Source organism: Sphingomonas sp., from assembly GCF_017744835.1.
Lineage (GTDB): Bacteria > Pseudomonadota > Alphaproteobacteria > Sphingomonadales > Sphingomonadaceae > Sphingomonas.
Map to the genome: position 1 here is coordinate 920,318 of NZ_JAGIAM010000003.1, position 14,114 is coordinate 934,431.

Here is a 14,114-nt window from a genome sequence, read left to right on the forward strand (position 1 = left end):
GGTGCGGCACCCATTTCGGCGCCGCACCGATTTTTTTGCCGAAAGGGAATGCCCATGACGACCCGTACCGCCACCGCCCGCTACGAAGGCTTCGGCAAGGAGGGCAAGGGCCAGCTCACCACGCCTTCGGGCGTGCTCGAAGCCACGCCCTACAGCTTCAACACGCGCTTCGGCGACGAGAAGGGCACCAACCCCGAAGAGCTGATCGCCGCCGCGCATGCCGGCTGCTTCACCATGGCGCTGAGCTTCGCGCTCGCCCGCGCCGGCTTCAGCGAGGGCAGCCTCGAGACCACCGCCAAGGTGAAGCTCGAGCAGCAGGGCGAAGGCTTCGCCGTGACGCGATCCGACCTGGTGCTCGAAGCGCAGGTGCCGGGCATCTCGCCCGAGCAGTTCGCCGAGCTGGCGGCCGGCGCCAAGGCCAATTGCCCGATCTCCAAGCTGCTCAACGCGGAGATCACGCTCGAGCACAAGCTGGCGTAAATGCCGCGGGCCGGTCCTCCCCCGGGGAGGATCGGCCGCCTTGCTATCTGACTTCTATCGCCGAAGGATGACTCGGCCGATCCCCTGATGCCGCGGATCGTCGCGGCCGAATTCCTGCTCCAGCCGCTCACGGATATCGATCAGGTCATGCTCGCCGAGATGCTCGATGCCGATGAAGGCATTGCGCGCATCGCTGAGCGCACGGATCATCTCGTCGAGCTTGGCCTGCATCGCGGCGGCATCGCGGTTCTGCGCATTCTGGATCAGGAACACCATCAGGAAGGTGACGATGGTGGTGCCGGTGTTGATCACCAGCTGCCAGGTATCCGACCAATGGAACAGCGGTCCGCTGATCCCCCAGCCGAGGACCACCGCAAGCGCGATGATGAAGGCCGGCGGACGCCCCGCCCAGCCGGCCACCTGCTGCGCGAAATGCTCGAAAATCCGGCCCATCCGCCACTCCCCTCCTTTTTCGATGCGCCATTGCTAGCGGGAGAAGAGAGCGTGGAAAACGCAAAAGGGGGCCGGCATTGCTGCCAGCCCCCGTGTCGCCGGACTACGGCCCTGGATCCGGGCGGATCGTCGGGCCTGGTTTCGGCGGCATGCTCCGCTCGCGCCGGCAAGGGCATGCGAGCTTTGCGTCAGTCATCTCGGTGGTCCACATCCGGATTCCGGGGAACCCAGACGCTTTCCGCTCCGCGATGACCCGCTTCGTCGTGATCGCCACCAGGGGGCAGCGCAACGAAGCCTTGCTGGATACCCGGTTCGAACCAGATCAGCTCCGCCGCTTGCGCGGGAAAGCAACCTGCTCGTCCATCGAGCGTGACCCTGGCGCCGTGCTGCCGCTTGCGCGGCGACAGAGCGTCGGGATCGCTCCCGGCCTTCCCTCGCCTTCGTCCTGCGCTTGCGCGCCGATCTTCGGTCCGGAACGGCAGCTCCTGCGTCTCTCGAAGCGTCGCGACGCGGGCGTCGCATTGCCTCGTAACCACAAAAGCCCTTGGCATCCCCGGATGGATCGGATTGCGGTTTCCCGAAGGCACCAGCGCTCTAATCTATCCGTGTAAGCCCTTGATCCTGCTTAGGTTTCCCTCTGCCGAACCGCCTTCTTACAGGTTGGATGCTCTCACCGATCGCGAGTCGCGCAAAGCACGAAATGGGGCTTCGTGCCTGTTGATAACGTGGATAACGGGGACAAAGCGGCGCTATGCCGCGCCTCGCGTCCAGCCGGGAGGTGCGAGCTCGAATCCGTCGAACCGGAAGCCCGGGACCACCACGCAGCTCACCAGCGCCCAGCCGGACCGCGCCTCGGTGGATTGCCAGCGATTCGCCGGCACCAGGACGTGGGGCGCATAGCCGCGGGTCACGTCGCCGCCAAGCCCCAACTCGCGGATTTCACCCGATTCCTGTTCGACCAGCACCGCCAGCGGACTGCCGGCGTGCCACAGCCAGATCTCGTCGGCATCGACACGATGCCAGTGCGAACGCTGCCCGCTCTCGAGCAGGAAATAAATGGCGGTACCGCCGGCGCGTGCGCCTTCAGCCGCGTCCGCGCGCCAGGTCTCGCGGTACCAGCCGCCCTCGGGATGCGGCGAAAGCCCCAGTGCCTCGATGATCCTGCGCGCCTCGTCCAAACCTGTCTCTCCGATGAGCAAATTGTAATTTCAGGTTCATGCAACCCAGCTTAGCCGGGGGACGTTTCGGTTCCGACCCTTTTTGTCCACGATAATGACGGGAGTTGATAATGCGTAACCTGTTCCTGACCGCCGCGGCGATCTCGCTCGCGATCCCCACGGTGGCTGCCCTCCCCGCCGCCAAGGCCGAAGCGAAGAGCTATTCTTCCTACAAGGACAGCGACCAGCGTCGCCGCCATCGCCAGTATGCCTATCGCGAGTGGCGCGGCCGCGACGGCCGCATGTATTGCCGCAAGCCCGACGGCACGACCGGCCTGATCGTCGGCGGCGTCGCCGGTGCGCTGGTCGGCCGCACGATCGACACCCGCGGTGATCGCGCGGCGGGCACCGTGCTCGGCGCCGTGGTCGGCGGTCTCGCCGGCCGCGAGCTCGAGCGCAGCGACCGCGGCGGCCGTCGCTGCCGTTAAGGCCTGACCGATCCGCGGAGCATGGAGTTAACTTCTAGTCGCTAGAAGCACGCCCATGCTCCGCGTGCTCATTCTTTCGACGCTGTTTCCGGACGCGTCGCGCCCCAATTTCGGCGTTTTCGTGGAGCGGCAGACCCTGGGTCTCGCCGCTCGCGAGGATGTTGCGCTGCAGGTCGTGGCGCCGCTGGGCATTCCGCCCTGGCCGCTCGGCAGCTTCGGCCACTACCGCAGCCTGAGCGCGCTGCCCGCGCAGGAGCAATGGAAGGGCCTGACGGTCCACCGCCCGCGCTTCGCCAATTTCCCCGGCACCGGCGGACGGCACCACGCCGCGATGCTCGTGCGCGCGCTCGTGCCGCTGCTCACCGCGATCCGCCGCGACTTTCCCTTCGACGTGATCAACGCCGAATATTTCTTCCCCGACGGCGTCGCCGCGGTCGAGCTCGGCCGGCGCTTCGGCGTGCCGGTCGCGATCAAGGCCCGCGGTTCGGACATCGACCATTGGGCGCGCAGCCCGGTCACCGGGCCGCAGGTGGTCGCCGCGGCCAACCGGGCCGACGGGCTGCTCTCGGTCTCGCAGGCGCTGCGCGATGACATGGCCGCGCTCGGCATGCCGCGCGAGCGGATCGAATGCATCTACACCGGCGTGGACCTGACTCGCTTCGCGCCGGCGGACCGCGCGGCAGCAAAGGCTGCGCTGGGAATCGACGGCCCGCTGATCGCGTCGGTTGGCGCGCTGATCCCGCGCAAGGGCCATGCGATCGTCATAGACGCCGTCGCCGCGCTTCCCGGCGTCCATCTCCACATCGCCGGCGAAGGGCCCGAGCGGCCGCGGCTCGAGGCGCAGATCGCGCGGCTGGGTGTCGGCGACCGCGTGCGGCTGCTCGGCCCGGTCGCGCACGATGCCCTGCCCCCGCTCCTCGCCGCCGCCGACGTGATGGCGCTCGCATCGCGATTCGAGGGGCTGGCGAACGCCTGGCTCGAAGCGCTGGCGAGCGGGACGCCGGTGGTGATCACCGATGTCGGTGGCGCCCGCCAGGTGGTGCGGGGCCCCGCGGCCGGGCGCATCGTCGATCCCGAGCCAAAGGCGTTCGCCGAGGCGATTCGCGCGCTGATCGCGGCACCTCCGGAAGCCGGGATGGTGCGCGCCGCGGCCGAGCCGTTCACCTGGTCGGCGAACAGCGTCGCGCTGCACGGCTTCCTGCGCGAACTGGTCGATCGCCGCGCCGCAGCGGGCGACCGTACTGCCGCCTAGGCCGCGCGCGCCGGAACGCAGGCGACGCTCCACCCGTTCGGACCGCATGGGCGGGCGACGGAGACGAGAAATAATGGACGACCGCCAGCACAAGTCGATCGTTGGCCGCGACGCCGATGCCGCACCGCGCCCGGAAACTGCCGCCAACGACACGCACAAGGCGACCAGCCCGCCGCCTTCCGCCGAATGCGACGACTTCGACGACGCGCTGGACGAGGACGGCGGCTTCGAAATCTTGTTCGAGCTGGAACCGCATCCGTACGGGGCACATTGAACCGCGCCAGGGCCGGAAAGGCGCCGCGTTGACATGTGCGGCGCTTCTCCGCGACACTGATGGAATCCAGCGCGGAGACCGGCACGATGGCAGGCAAGAAGAAGGACGCGAAGGGCAAGAAGGGCTTGAAGCTGCCCAAGGACATCGCGGGCTCCAAGATTCCCAAGGAAGCACGGCGCAAGCTGCTCGATCTCGCCAGGCATCCGATCGTCGCCGATCTGCTCGCAGCCGGTCTCGTCGCGCTGGCGGCAAGGCTCAAGAAGGAACCCAAGGTAAAGCAGGCCGCCGCCGATCTGGGCGACGCCGCTGCCGAGGGTGCGGAAAAGGTCGAAGAGACCGGCGAGGACATCGCCCAGGCCGCTGCGGAGATCGCCATCGCGGTCGCCAAGCCGGTGGTGAAGCGCGTGCGCAAGGCAGTCGCTTCCCCGCCTCCGGCGCCGGCCCGGGCAGCCGCCAAGCCGGACGGGGCCGCCAAAACCAGCTCCAAGCCCAGGGCCGAAGGCGCTGCTCCCGCCAAGCCGCGCGCGGCGCGTCGTCCCACTCCCAAGAAGCCGCAGCCGCCCAAGGCCCCCGCTCCGTCCGAATGAAGCGCAACCTGCCGGCGCGGCCATCCGTTGATGGTCGCGATAGCAGGAGCTGATTCCATGGCAGACGCAGATACGGGCACCAGCCCGCACAATCTCTCGACCGAGCATCAGAAGCAGGGCGACGCCAAGCGCCCCGAGGACACGCTCGACAGCCCCAACGACTCCGCGCACTGGGCCAAGGATTTCGATCCGGCGGAGGACGCGGGCAAAGCCACGCCGAGCGGCAACCCCACCGACTGAGCGGCGATTCGTGCGTGCTGGGGATTAGGAGTCCGCCTTGTGCGGACTTGGGTGTGGCTGGTCGGGGCGACAGGATTCGAACCTGCGACCCCCACACCCCCAGTGTGATGCGCTACCAGGCTGCGCTACGCCCCGACCGAGGGAGGCGCACTTAGGCGCGTCCGGCGCGGGATGCAAGCCACTCTGACAATAGTTGCACGTCCCGGTAACGCATGTTAGCGCGCGCCGCTTGAACGGGGCCTCTTCCGGCCCCCGATCCAGGCTATCGGGAACCCATGTTCGCCACCCCAGCATATGCACAGGCCGCAGGCGCGGCCGCCCAGGGCGGAAGCCCGGCCGGCGCGATCGTTTCGCTGCTGCCGCTCGTCCTGATCTTCGTCGTCTTCTACTTCCTGATGATCCGTCCGCAGCAGAAGCGCATGAAGTCGCTTCAGGACGCGGTCGCGGCGGTCAAGAAGGGCGACACCGTCGTCACCGGCGGCGGGCTGATCGGCAAGGTCACCAAGGTCGAGGACCATGAAGTCGAGCTCGAGCTCGGCCCGAACGTGAAGGTGCGCGCGGTCAAGGCGACGCTCACCGAAGTCCGCCCGCTGGGCGGCAAGCCTGCGAACGACTGATGCTCGATTTCCCGCGCTGGAAGATCGTCTCCATCAGCCTTTTCCTGGCGGTGATGATCGCGCTCTCGATTCCGAGCTTCGTGCCCAAGAGCGTGCGCGAGACCTGGCCTTCGTGGATCCCGACTCCCGCGATCAACCTCGGCCTCGACCTCGCCGGCGGTTCCTATCTGCTCCTCGAGGGCGATACCAAGGACGTCGCCGAATCGCGCGTCGAGCAGATGCGCGACCAGGTTCGCGCCGAGATGCGCCGCGATCCCAAGATCGAGATCGGCGACATCTCGGTCCAGGGCGGGCGGCTGAGCTTCATGGTGCGGGACCCCTCGAAGGTCGACGCCGCGCGCGAGAAGCTGCTGACCATCACCGGTAGCGGCGTGGGCACCACCGGCCAGCGCGAATGGGACATCGCCGTCGTCGACACGAGCCGATTCGTCCTCACCCCCACCCAGGCGGGGCTGAACCAGGCGATCGACACTGCGATGAGCGACGCGCGCGAAGTCGTCGAGCGCCGCATCAACGCGCTCGGCACGGTCGAACCGACCGTGGTCCGCGAAGGCGGCAACCGCATCGTCGTCCAGGTCCCGGGCCTCAACGATCCGACCGCGCTCAAGAACCTGCTAGGCAAGACCGCCAAGCTCGAGTTCCGCCTCGTCGACACCACCGCCACCCAGCCGGGCGTCGCCCCGCCGGGATCCGAGCTGCTCCCCTATGCGGCGGGCGGCCAGGTCGCGGTGCACCGCGAAGTGATGATCACCGGCGACATGCTGGTGAACGCGTCGCAGACCTATGATCCGCAGACCGGCGAACCTTCGGTCACGCTCCAGCTCGACGGCGCCGGCGCGCGCCGCTTCGCCAAGGTCACCCAGGAGAATTCGGGCAAGCCCTTCGCGATCATCGTCGACAATGTCGTGATCTCGGCACCGCGCATCAACGAGCCGATCCTCGGCGGCAGCGCGGTGATCAACGGGGGCTTCACCGTCCAGAGCGCCAACGAGCTCGCGATCGCGCTGCGCTCGGGCAAGCTCAAGGTGCCGCTCCGCGTCGTCCAGGAATCGACCGTCAGCCCCGAGCTCGGCGCCGATTCGATCAAGGCCGGCATCACTGCGTCGATCATCGCCGTGGTGGCCGTGATCGCCTTCATGATCCTCACCTACGGTCGCTTCGGCATCTATGCGACGATGGCGGTGGTCATCAACGTGCTGGTCATCCTGGCAGTGATGGGCATGCTCAACGCCACGCTGACGTTGCCCGGCATCGCGGGCTTCGTGCTCACCATCGGCACCGCGGTCGACGCCAACGTGCTGATCAACGAGCGTATCCGCGAAGAGCGGCGGCGCGGCCGCAGCGTGATGCAGTCGGTCGAGCTCGGCTACAAGGAAGCCAGCCGCACGATCTTCGAGGCCAACGTCACCCACGCGATCGCGGGCGTGATCATGCTCATCCTGGGCTCCGGCCCGGTGCGCGGCTTCGCGGTCGTTCTGCTGATCGGCATCGCGACTTCGGTGTTCACTGCCGTGGTTTTCACGCGCATGCTCGTCACGATCTGGCTGCGCCGTAACCGGCCCAGCGAAATCCACATTTAAGGGACGCCCGAACCATGCGGCTCCTCAAGATCATCCCGGACAACACGAACATCGGGTTCGTCCGCATCCGCCACATCGCCTTTGGCGTAACGCTGCTGCTCACCATCGCCGCGCTGGCCCTCGTGTTCACGCGCGGGCTCAACATGGGCGTCGACTTCGTCGGCGGCGTCTCGATCGAGGAGAAATTCACCTCGACGCCGCCGCTCGACAAGGTGCGCGCCGCGGTCAACCGGCTCGGCCTGGGTGAGGCGACGCTGCAGCAGCTCGGCGGCGCCGACACCGTCACGATCCGCCTGCCGCTTCCCGATTCGAACGATCCGGGCGCGACCGACCGCATGGTCGAGCAGGTCAAGGGGGCGCTCGCGGCCGAGTTCCCGGGCGCGACCTTCAGCAACTATTCGACCGTGTCGGGCAAGGTCTCGGGCGAGCTGATCCAGAACGGCGCGCTCGCCGTGCTGCTCGCGATCATCGGCATCGCGATCTTCTCGTGGCTGCGCTACGAATGGCAGTTCGGCGTCTCGACCGCGGTCGCGATCATCCACGACGTGCTGATGACGCTCGGCTTCTTCGCGCTCACCCAGCTGGTGTTCGACCTCAACATCATCGCGGCGGTGCTCACGATCATCGGCTATTCGATCAACGACAAGATGGTGATCGACGACCGTATCCGCGAAAACATGCGCAAATACCGCAAGATGGACATGGGCGACCTGATCGACCTGTCGGTCAACGAGACGCTGCCGCGTACCGTGATGACCTCGGTCACGATCATGCTCGCGCTCGCGGCGCTGCTGATCTGGGGCGGGCACGTGCTGCGCGGCTTCACCGCGGCGATGATGCTCGGCATCGTCGTCGGTACCTATTCGTCGATCTACGTCTCGTCGTCGCTGCTGATCACGCTCGGCCTCAAGCCCGGCTTCCGCGAGGACCGCAAGGCAGCGGCCGAGAGCAACGCCGAGCGCATCCAGCCGCGTAGCTGAGCCATGAAGATGGAACGCCGCAGCGCCGAGGGGCCGGTGATCTCCGGCTTCTCGGGGCGCGGGTTCAAGGTCGACGAGGGCGTGTACGAGGGGCTGTTGATCACGCCCCTGCGCGCCGACGGCTGGTCCCCTCCCCCGATCGCCGAGCTGAGCGAGGCCGACCTTGCGCCGCTCCTCGCGCTCGATCCGCAGCCCGAATTCCTGCTGCTCGGCACCGGCAACACGCTGGTGCGCCCGCCGCTGGCGCTGACCAGGGCGCTCGGCGCACGCGGCATCGGCGTCGAAGCGATGGACAGCCGCGCCGCCGCGCGCGCCTGGGGTGTGCTCCGCGCCGAGCTGCGCTGGATCGCAGGCGCACTCTACCCGCTGGGCTGAGCCCGTTACCCAAATCTTAGGACGCATCGTGCCATGACCGCACCCCAGTCTGGGGGAAGCGGACGCCGCGAACATGCACAAACTGCCATTGATTTCGACTTGCCCGCCGCGGCTCAGCACCATGATCGACGAGCTTCGGGCGCTCGAGGCGTCGGGGATCTTCACCAACCATGGGCCGATCGTCCGCCGCTTCGAAGCCGCGGCGACCGGGCAGATGTTCGGCGGCGTCGGCGCCTGCCTCACCGTACCGAGCGCGACGCTTGGGCTGATGGTCGCGATCCGCCATGCGCGCGAAGGCCGCACCGGCCGCTATGCGCTGATGCCCAGCTTCACCTTCGCGGCCACCGCGCATGCGGCGATCTGGGCCGGGCTCACGCCGCTGCTCGTCGACAGCGATCCCGACGATTGGGCCGCCTCGGCCGCGGCGGAGGAGGAAGCCCTCGCCCGCCATCGCGGCGAAATCGCGGTGATCGTTCCCTATGACACCTTCGGCACGGCAATCGACCTCGATCGCTACGTGCGCCTGTCCGACCGTCATGGCGCGGGCGTGGTGGTCGACGCGGCGAGTTCGCTCGGCACGCTCGACGCCAGTGGCCGGGGCTTTGCCACCGGCGCGCGCTTCGCCACGGTCTTCTCGATGCACGCGACCAAGCCCTTCGCCACCGGCGAAGGGGGGCTGATCTACAGCGCCGATCCGGAAGCGATCGAGGCGATGCGGCGGATGAGCAACTATGGCTTTGCCGGCAGCCGATCGGCGATGGGCCCGGGGCTCAACGCCAAGCTCTCCGAAGTCGCGGGCCTGCTCGCGCTCGCCAAGCTCGACGAGATCGAAAAGGTGGCCGAGCATCGCGCCGCGCTCAACGCGCTGTACCGCGACTATCTCGGCGGCCGCTTCACCCTGCAGAAAGTGCATGCGACGCGGCTCAACGCCCAGTTCCTGCCGCTGCTGCTGCCGCGCGAGCTGGCGAGCGAGCGCGACGCGATCGGGGCGTCGCTCGCTGCGCGCGGCATCGGCTCAGGCCGCTATTTCAGCCCGCATCTGGCCGAGCAGCCTTATTTCCGCAGCACCTGCCTGTTGAACCCGACCCCGGTGGCCGACGATATCGGCGCGCGGATGCTGTCGCTTCCCGTCACCGACCGGATGACCGCCGAGGACGTCGAGACCGTGTGCGACGCGCTCGCCAGCGCCTGCACGGCCGCCCACCCTGCCCGCGCCGCCGCGCGCGCTACGCCGCCGATCCATTCGACCCTGCTCGTCGGCGGCGGCCCCGCGGGAGTCGCGATGCTGATCTCGGCCAGCAAGCAGGAACGGCTCGCCGAACTCGCCCGCGCCGGACTGGTGGTGGTCGAGCGCAGCGCGAGCCTGGGCGGCGGCGAGCTCGGCTCCTATGCTATCACCTCGGACAGCACCGCCGAGACTTTCCTCAGCGCGGTGAAGGACAATGTCCATGCGCCGATCGCCGAGCTGATGGACCACCCTACCGGCCGCGAGATCGCCGAGTACATCGGCGCGCTCGGCGTGCCGCTCGCCCGCTCCGGGCCCTTCCTCGAAGCGATCGGCGCGCGCGTCGGGCAGGTCGTCGCCGAGAATGGCGGCAGCCTGCTCACGCGTCACGAAGTCGTCGAATCGCGCCGCACCGCCGCCGGGCTGTGGCAGACCCGCGTCCGCGAATGCGCGACCGGTGCCGAGCGCGACATCCTCTCGCACAACATCGTCATCGCCACGGGCGGCTATCAGTCGCCGAGCGAAGTCGCCGCCTCGGTGGTCGCCGGGCGCCCGCTCGGCGAGCGACTCGGCAGCCGGCTGATCCTGTCGGACGAGGCGCTGCGCCTCGGCGGGATCGATCGCCTGCGCGTGCGCCTTGCCGAGGTCCGCGCGCCGCGCATCGCCATCATCGGCGCCTCGACCAGCGCGATGGCCGCCGCCGCGCTGCTGCTCAAGTCGGGCCTGCCGCTCGGCCAAGGCGCGCTGACCTTGCTCCACCGCGAGCCGTTGCGGCCCTTCTACCATTCGGTCGAGGCCGCGCATGCCGACGGCTTCACCGATTTCGGACCCGACGACATCTGCCCGGTCAGCGGCTTCGTCTATCGTCTCGCGGGCTTCCGGCTCGAGGCGCGCGAGCTGGTGCTGCGGATGCTCGGCGTCGGCGGCCGCGCGCCCGATCCGCGCTTCCGCCTGCACCGCATCGCCGGAGCCGACGATGCCGAGGCCGGCCGCATCCTCGACGGTGCGGACCTGGTCATCGGCGCGCTCGGCTATCGGCCGCATGCGCTGCCGCTGCTCGACGAGGCGGGCGAGCGGATCGCGCTCTCCGCCCACGGGCCCGGCCGGCCGCGGCTGGTCGACCAGCAGTGCCGCGTGATCGATGCCGAGGGTCGCCCACTCCCAGGGGCCTATGGCATCGGCCTCGCCGCGGGTTTCGTCCCCGAAGGCGCGCTGGGCGGCGAGCCGAGCTTCAAGGGCAAGGCCAACGGGTTGTGGCTGTGGCAGAACGACGTTGGCCAGCGGATCGTCGGCCAGCTGCTCGACGCCCGGGCCCGGCAGGCCGCATGAGCGCGCCTGCGGTCAGCGTAATCATGGCGGCGTATAACGGCGCCGCCTTCGTCACGGAGACCATCGACAGCCTGTTCGCGCAAAGCTTCGGCGATTTCGAGCTGATCGTCGTCGACGATTGCTCGACCGACGACACGCGCGCGGTGCTCGCCCGCTTCGACGATCCGCGCATCCGCGTCATCGCCGCGGAAGTGAACCAGGGGCCGGTCCACGCCCGCAACCGCGCCTTCGCCGAAGCGCGCGGGCGGTACATCGCCGGGCTCGACCAGGACGACATCTGCCTCCCCCACCGCTTCGAGCGCCAAATCGCCTGGCTCGACGCGCATCCGGAAACGGTGCTCGTCGGCTCGCGCGCGCTGCTGCTGGAGGATGGCGAGACGGCGCGCTGGCCGGGCCCCGACGACCTCACGTCGGCGATGATCGACTGGCTGATGCTGGTCCAGAACCCGCTGGTCTGGTCCTCGGTGATGTTCCGCGCCGACGCCGCGCGCCGGCTCGATCCGTTCGAGCGGCCCGAGCTTCGCTACGCCGAGGATTTCGACCTCTACCACCGCCTCCGCCGCTTCGGCACGCTCGACCGGATCGAGGAGGAGCTGCTGCTCTATCGCTGCCATCCGGGCGGCGCCTCGCAGAAGTACCGCGAAACGATGGGCGCCAGCGCCGCGCGGGTGCTGGAGGAGCATTACGCCCCGGTCTTCGGCGACGAGGCCCCTTCCCGCGCCGCGCTGGTCGTCCGCCATTTCTTCGCGCGCGATCCCGTTCCCGATCGCGCGACGCTCGAACGGCTCGCCGACACGCTCGCTGCGCTTCATCGCCATTTCGTCGCCACGCGCGATCTCGACCCGGAGACGCGCGCGCGGATCGACGGAGAGCATGCGCGCCTCTGGTGGCTGGTCGCCCGGCCCGCGATCCGTCGCGGCACGATCGGCCTGCGTCACGCGCTTGCGACGCGGCCCGCGGGCGCCGCTCCGGCGAGAACCGACCAGTTCCTCTCCGCCGTCGTGGGTCAGGCCCGGGCTCTGCGGATCGGCGCCGCCCACTAGATTTCGCCGCAGGGGATTTGCACGGCGGCTCGCCCATCCCATATGCGCTGGCGATGAGCGGAAACTCCAGCGCGTGGCACGGCACGACCATTCTCTCCGTGCGCAAATCGGGCAAGGTGGTGATCGCGGGCGACGGCCAGGTCTCGGCCGGCAACACCGTGATGAAACCCAATGCCCGCAAGGTTAGACCCCTGGGCGACGGCAAGGTGATCGCGGGCTTCGCGGGCGCCACGGCCGACGCCTTCACCTTGTTCGAGCGGCTCGAGGCCAAGCTCGAACGCCACAACGGCCATCTGATGCGCGCCGCGGTCGAGCTCGCCAAGGACTGGCGCACCGACAAGTACCTCCGCAACCTCGAGGCGATGCTGATCGTCGCCGACCAGGAAGTGACGCTGGTCGTCACCGGCAACGGCGACGTGCTCGAGCCCGAAGGCGGGGTCGCCGCGATCGGATCGGGCGGCAATTTCGCCCTCGCCGCCGCGCGCGCGCTGGTCGACTATGAGAACGATCCCGAGAAGATCGCGCGCAAGGCGATGGCGATCGCCGGCGAGCTGTGCGTCTACACCAACGACCGGCTGACCGTGGAGACGCTCGACAGCGCTACCTGAGCTCAAAAGCCCCTCCCCTTCAGGGGAGGGGTTGGGGTGGGGGACTCTCCACCCACACCGGTCTCTGCGAGGCCAACACTGCCCCACCCCCAACCCCTCCCCTGAAGGGGAGGGGCTTAGAGAAGAAAATGAACGACAACCTCACCCCTAAAGCCATCGTCGCAGCACTCGACGCGCACATCATCGGCCAGCACGACGCCAAGAAGGCCGTAGCGGTCGCGCTGCGCAACCGCTGGCGCCGCCAGCAGCTCAGCGCCGATCTGCGCGACGAAGTCACGCCCAAGAACATCCTGATGATCGGACCGACCGGCTGCGGCAAGACCGAGATCAGCCGCCGCCTCGCCAAGCTCGCCGATGCGCCCTTCGTGAAGGTGGAGGCGACCAAGTTCACCGAGGTCGGCTATGTCGGCCGCGACGTCGAGCAGATCGCGCGCGACCTGGTCGAGGAAGCGATCCGGCTCGAAAAGGAGCGCCGCCGCGCCGCAGTGAAGGACAAGGCCGAGGAAGCGGCGATGAGCCGGCTGCTCGACGCGCTCACCGGGAAGGACAGCTCCACTGCGACGCGCGAGGCGTTCAAGCAGCGCTTCCACGACGGTGTGCTCGACAATACCGAGATCGAAATCGAAGTGGAGCAGGCCCCGACCGCACCCTTCGAGATTCCGGGTGCGCCGATGCAAATGATCAATCTCAGCGAGATGATGAAGGGTCTGGGCGGCGGAGCGCCGCTCAAGCGCCGCAAGCTCAATGTTCGCGCCGCGTGGGACAAGCTGGTCGAGGAAGAGGCCGACAAGCGCCTCGACCAGGATGAAGTCAGCCGTCAGGCGCTCGCCGACGCCGAGGCGAACGGCATCGTCTTCCTCGACGAGATCGACAAGATCGCGGTGAGCGACGTGCGCGGCGGTTCGGTGAGCCGCGAAGGCGTCCAGCGCGACCTGCTGCCGCTGATCGAGGGCACGACCGTCGCGACCAAATACGGCCCGATGAAGACCGATCACATCCTCTTCATCGCGAGCGGAGCCTTCCATGTCGCCAAGCCGAGCGACCTGCTCCCCGAGCTCCAGGGCCGCCTGCCGATCCGCGTCGAGCTGAAGGCGCTGACGGAGGAGGATTTCGTCGCGATCCTTTCGGACACCAAGGCCAGCCTGGTGCAGCAATATGCCGCGCTGCTCGGGACCGAGGGCGTGCAGATCGATTTCACCGAGGACGGCATCCGTGCCGTCGCAAAAATCGCCGCAGAGGTTAATGCAGAGATCGAGAACATCGGCGCCCGCCGGCTTCAGACGGTGATGGAGAAGCTGCTCGAGGAAGTGAGCTTCGACGCCGAGGACCGCTCGGGCACCACGCTCGCGATCGACGCCGCCTATGTCGAGAAGCAGCTCGCCGTTGTGGCGCGCAACACCGATCTCAGCCGCTACGTACTCTGACC

16 protein-coding genes and 1 tRNA gene are annotated in these 14,114 nt (G+C 68.4%); 14 read left to right on the plus strand and 3 right to left on the minus strand.

All coding sequences use genetic code 11. From position 1 onward, the window contains the following. Nucleotides 1-54: 54 nt before the first annotated feature. Nucleotides 55-480 (plus strand): OsmC family protein, encoded by a 426-nt coding sequence (locus J7500_RS12260; RefSeq protein ID WP_294061986.1) that lies wholly within the window; start codon nt 55-57, stop codon nt 478-480. A 54-nt stretch (nt 481-534) separates the two neighbouring features. Here the strand turns inward: J7500_RS12260 and J7500_RS12265 are convergent, their stop codons facing one another. Continuing rightward, a complete protein-coding gene (locus J7500_RS12265) occupies nt 535-933 on the minus strand; it encodes a low affinity iron permease family protein (RefSeq protein ID WP_294061987.1) in 399 nt (132 codons plus the stop codon). A 749-nt stretch (nt 934-1,682) separates the two neighbouring features. Next, nucleotides 1,683-2,111, minus strand: a complete 429-nt coding sequence (locus J7500_RS12270) for a cupin domain-containing protein (RefSeq protein WP_294061988.1) — start codon at nt 2,109-2,111, stop codon at nt 1,683-1,685. Nucleotides 2,112-2,221: 110 nt separating this feature from the next. Here J7500_RS12270 and J7500_RS12275 point away from each other — a divergent pair, with 110 nt between their 5' ends. The 5 genes from J7500_RS12275 (at nt 2,222) to J7500_RS12295 (ending at nt 4,931) form a co-directional block, all read left to right on the plus strand. Further along, nucleotides 2,222-2,578: a glycine zipper 2TM domain-containing protein gene (locus tag J7500_RS12275; protein ID WP_294061989.1), complete on the plus strand. Its 357-nt coding sequence runs from the start codon at nt 2,222-2,224 to the stop codon at nt 2,576-2,578. A gap of 55 nt (nt 2,579-2,633) precedes the next feature. Continuing rightward, nucleotides 2,634-3,830: a glycosyltransferase gene (locus J7500_RS12280; protein WP_294061990.1), complete on the plus strand. Its 1,197-nt coding sequence runs from the start codon at nt 2,634-2,636 to the stop codon at nt 3,828-3,830. Between the two features lie 73 nt (nt 3,831-3,903). Further along, nucleotides 3,904-4,104 (plus strand): hypothetical protein, encoded by a 201-nt coding sequence (locus J7500_RS12285; protein WP_294061991.1) that lies wholly within the window; start codon nt 3,904-3,906, stop codon nt 4,102-4,104. Between the two features lie 59 nt (nt 4,105-4,163). Continuing rightward, the gene (locus J7500_RS12290; RefSeq protein WP_294061992.1) at nt 4,164-4,691 is read left to right on the plus strand and encodes a hypothetical protein; all 528 of its coding nucleotides are present in this window, start codon (nt 4,164-4,166) and stop codon (nt 4,689-4,691) included. 57 nt (nt 4,692-4,748) lie between these two features. After that, the gene (locus J7500_RS12295; protein WP_294061993.1) at nt 4,749-4,931 is read left to right on the plus strand and encodes a hypothetical protein; all 183 of its coding nucleotides are present in this window, start codon (nt 4,749-4,751) and stop codon (nt 4,929-4,931) included. Between the two features lie 58 nt (nt 4,932-4,989). Here the strand turns inward: J7500_RS12295 and J7500_RS12300 are convergent. Further along, a tRNA-Pro gene (locus tag J7500_RS12300) sits at nt 4,990-5,066 on the minus strand. A 140-nt stretch (nt 5,067-5,206) separates the two neighbouring features. Here J7500_RS12300 and yajC point away from each other — a divergent pair. From yajC to hslU, 8 genes are all read left to right on the plus strand, one after another. After that, on the plus strand, nt 5,207-5,548 hold the full coding sequence (gene yajC / locus J7500_RS12305; protein WP_294061994.1) for a preprotein translocase subunit YajC: 342 nt from the start codon (nt 5,207-5,209) through the stop codon (nt 5,546-5,548). Further along, nucleotides 5,548-7,128, plus strand: a complete 1,581-nt coding sequence (gene secD, locus J7500_RS12310) for a protein translocase subunit SecD (protein WP_294061995.1) — start codon at nt 5,548-5,550, stop codon at nt 7,126-7,128. The genes yajC and secD overlap by 1 nt, the downstream gene beginning before the upstream one ends. Before the next feature lie 14 nt (nt 7,129-7,142). Then, nucleotides 7,143-8,108: a protein translocase subunit SecF gene (gene secF / locus J7500_RS12315; RefSeq protein WP_294061996.1), complete on the plus strand. Its 966-nt coding sequence runs from the start codon at nt 7,143-7,145 to the stop codon at nt 8,106-8,108. 3 nt (nt 8,109-8,111) lie between these two features. Further along, the gene (locus J7500_RS12320; protein WP_294061997.1) at nt 8,112-8,483 is read left to right on the plus strand and encodes an MTH938/NDUFAF3 family protein; all 372 of its coding nucleotides are present in this window, start codon (nt 8,112-8,114) and stop codon (nt 8,481-8,483) included. Between the two features lie 121 nt (nt 8,484-8,604). Next, on the plus strand, nt 8,605-11,037 hold the full coding sequence (locus J7500_RS12325) for a DegT/DnrJ/EryC1/StrS family aminotransferase (protein ID WP_294061998.1): 2,433 nt from the start codon (nt 8,605-8,607) through the stop codon (nt 11,035-11,037). Continuing rightward, nucleotides 11,034-12,080, plus strand: a complete 1,047-nt coding sequence (locus tag J7500_RS12330) for a glycosyltransferase (RefSeq protein WP_294061999.1) — start codon at nt 11,034-11,036, stop codon at nt 12,078-12,080. Before J7500_RS12325 ends, J7500_RS12330 begins: the two co-directional genes overlap by 4 nt. 53 nt (nt 12,081-12,133) lie before the next feature. After that, on the plus strand, nt 12,134-12,688 hold the full coding sequence (hslV, locus tag J7500_RS12335; RefSeq protein WP_294062000.1) for an ATP-dependent protease subunit HslV: 555 nt from the start codon (nt 12,134-12,136) through the stop codon (nt 12,686-12,688). 128 nt (nt 12,689-12,816) lie between these two features. After that, complete coding sequence (gene hslU, locus J7500_RS12340) at nt 12,817-14,112, plus strand: ATP-dependent protease ATPase subunit HslU (protein WP_294062001.1); 1,296 nt, start codon at nt 12,817-12,819, stop codon at nt 14,110-14,112. The last annotated feature ends 2 nt before the right edge of the window (nt 14,113-14,114 follow it).

What these genes read in the sequence shown, in the direction of transcription:
- J7500_RS12330 (WP_294061999.1), top strand. Translation starts at nt 11,034, where the DNA reads ATGAGCGCGCCTGCGGTCAGCGTAATCATGGCGGCGTATAACGGCGCC.
- J7500_RS12280 (WP_294061990.1), top strand. Translation starts at nt 2,634, where the DNA reads ATGCTCCGCGTGCTCATTCTTTCGACGCTGTTTCCGGACGCGTCGCGC.
- J7500_RS12260 (WP_294061986.1), top strand. Translation starts at nt 55, where the DNA reads ATGACGACCCGTACCGCCACCGCCCGCTACGAAGGCTTCGGCAAGGAG.
- hslU (WP_294062001.1), top strand. Translation starts at nt 12,817, where the DNA reads ATGAACGACAACCTCACCCCTAAAGCCATCGTCGCAGCACTCGACGCG.
- J7500_RS12285 (WP_294061991.1), top strand. Translation starts at nt 3,904, where the DNA reads ATGGACGACCGCCAGCACAAGTCGATCGTTGGCCGCGACGCCGATGCC.
- J7500_RS12295 (WP_294061993.1), top strand. Translation starts at nt 4,749, where the DNA reads ATGGCAGACGCAGATACGGGCACCAGCCCGCACAATCTCTCGACCGAG.
- hslV (WP_294062000.1), top strand. Translation starts at nt 12,134, where the DNA reads ATGAGCGGAAACTCCAGCGCGTGGCACGGCACGACCATTCTCTCCGTG.
- J7500_RS12290 (WP_294061992.1), top strand. Translation starts at nt 4,164, where the DNA reads ATGGAATCCAGCGCGGAGACCGGCACGATGGCAGGCAAGAAGAAGGAC.
- J7500_RS12275 (WP_294061989.1), top strand. Translation starts at nt 2,222, where the DNA reads ATGCGTAACCTGTTCCTGACCGCCGCGGCGATCTCGCTCGCGATCCCC.
- J7500_RS12320 (WP_294061997.1), top strand. Translation starts at nt 8,112, where the DNA reads ATGAAGATGGAACGCCGCAGCGCCGAGGGGCCGGTGATCTCCGGCTTC.
- secF (WP_294061996.1), top strand. Translation starts at nt 7,143, where the DNA reads ATGCGGCTCCTCAAGATCATCCCGGACAACACGAACATCGGGTTCGTC.
- yajC (WP_294061994.1), top strand. Translation starts at nt 5,207, where the DNA reads ATGTTCGCCACCCCAGCATATGCACAGGCCGCAGGCGCGGCCGCCCAG.
- secD (WP_294061995.1), top strand. Translation starts at nt 5,548, where the DNA reads ATGCTCGATTTCCCGCGCTGGAAGATCGTCTCCATCAGCCTTTTCCTG.
- J7500_RS12265 (WP_294061987.1), bottom strand. Translation starts at nt 933, where the DNA reads ATGGGCCGGATTTTCGAGCATTTCGCGCAGCAGGTGGCCGGCTGGGCG.
- J7500_RS12325 (WP_294061998.1), top strand. Translation starts at nt 8,605, where the DNA reads ATGATCGACGAGCTTCGGGCGCTCGAGGCGTCGGGGATCTTCACCAAC.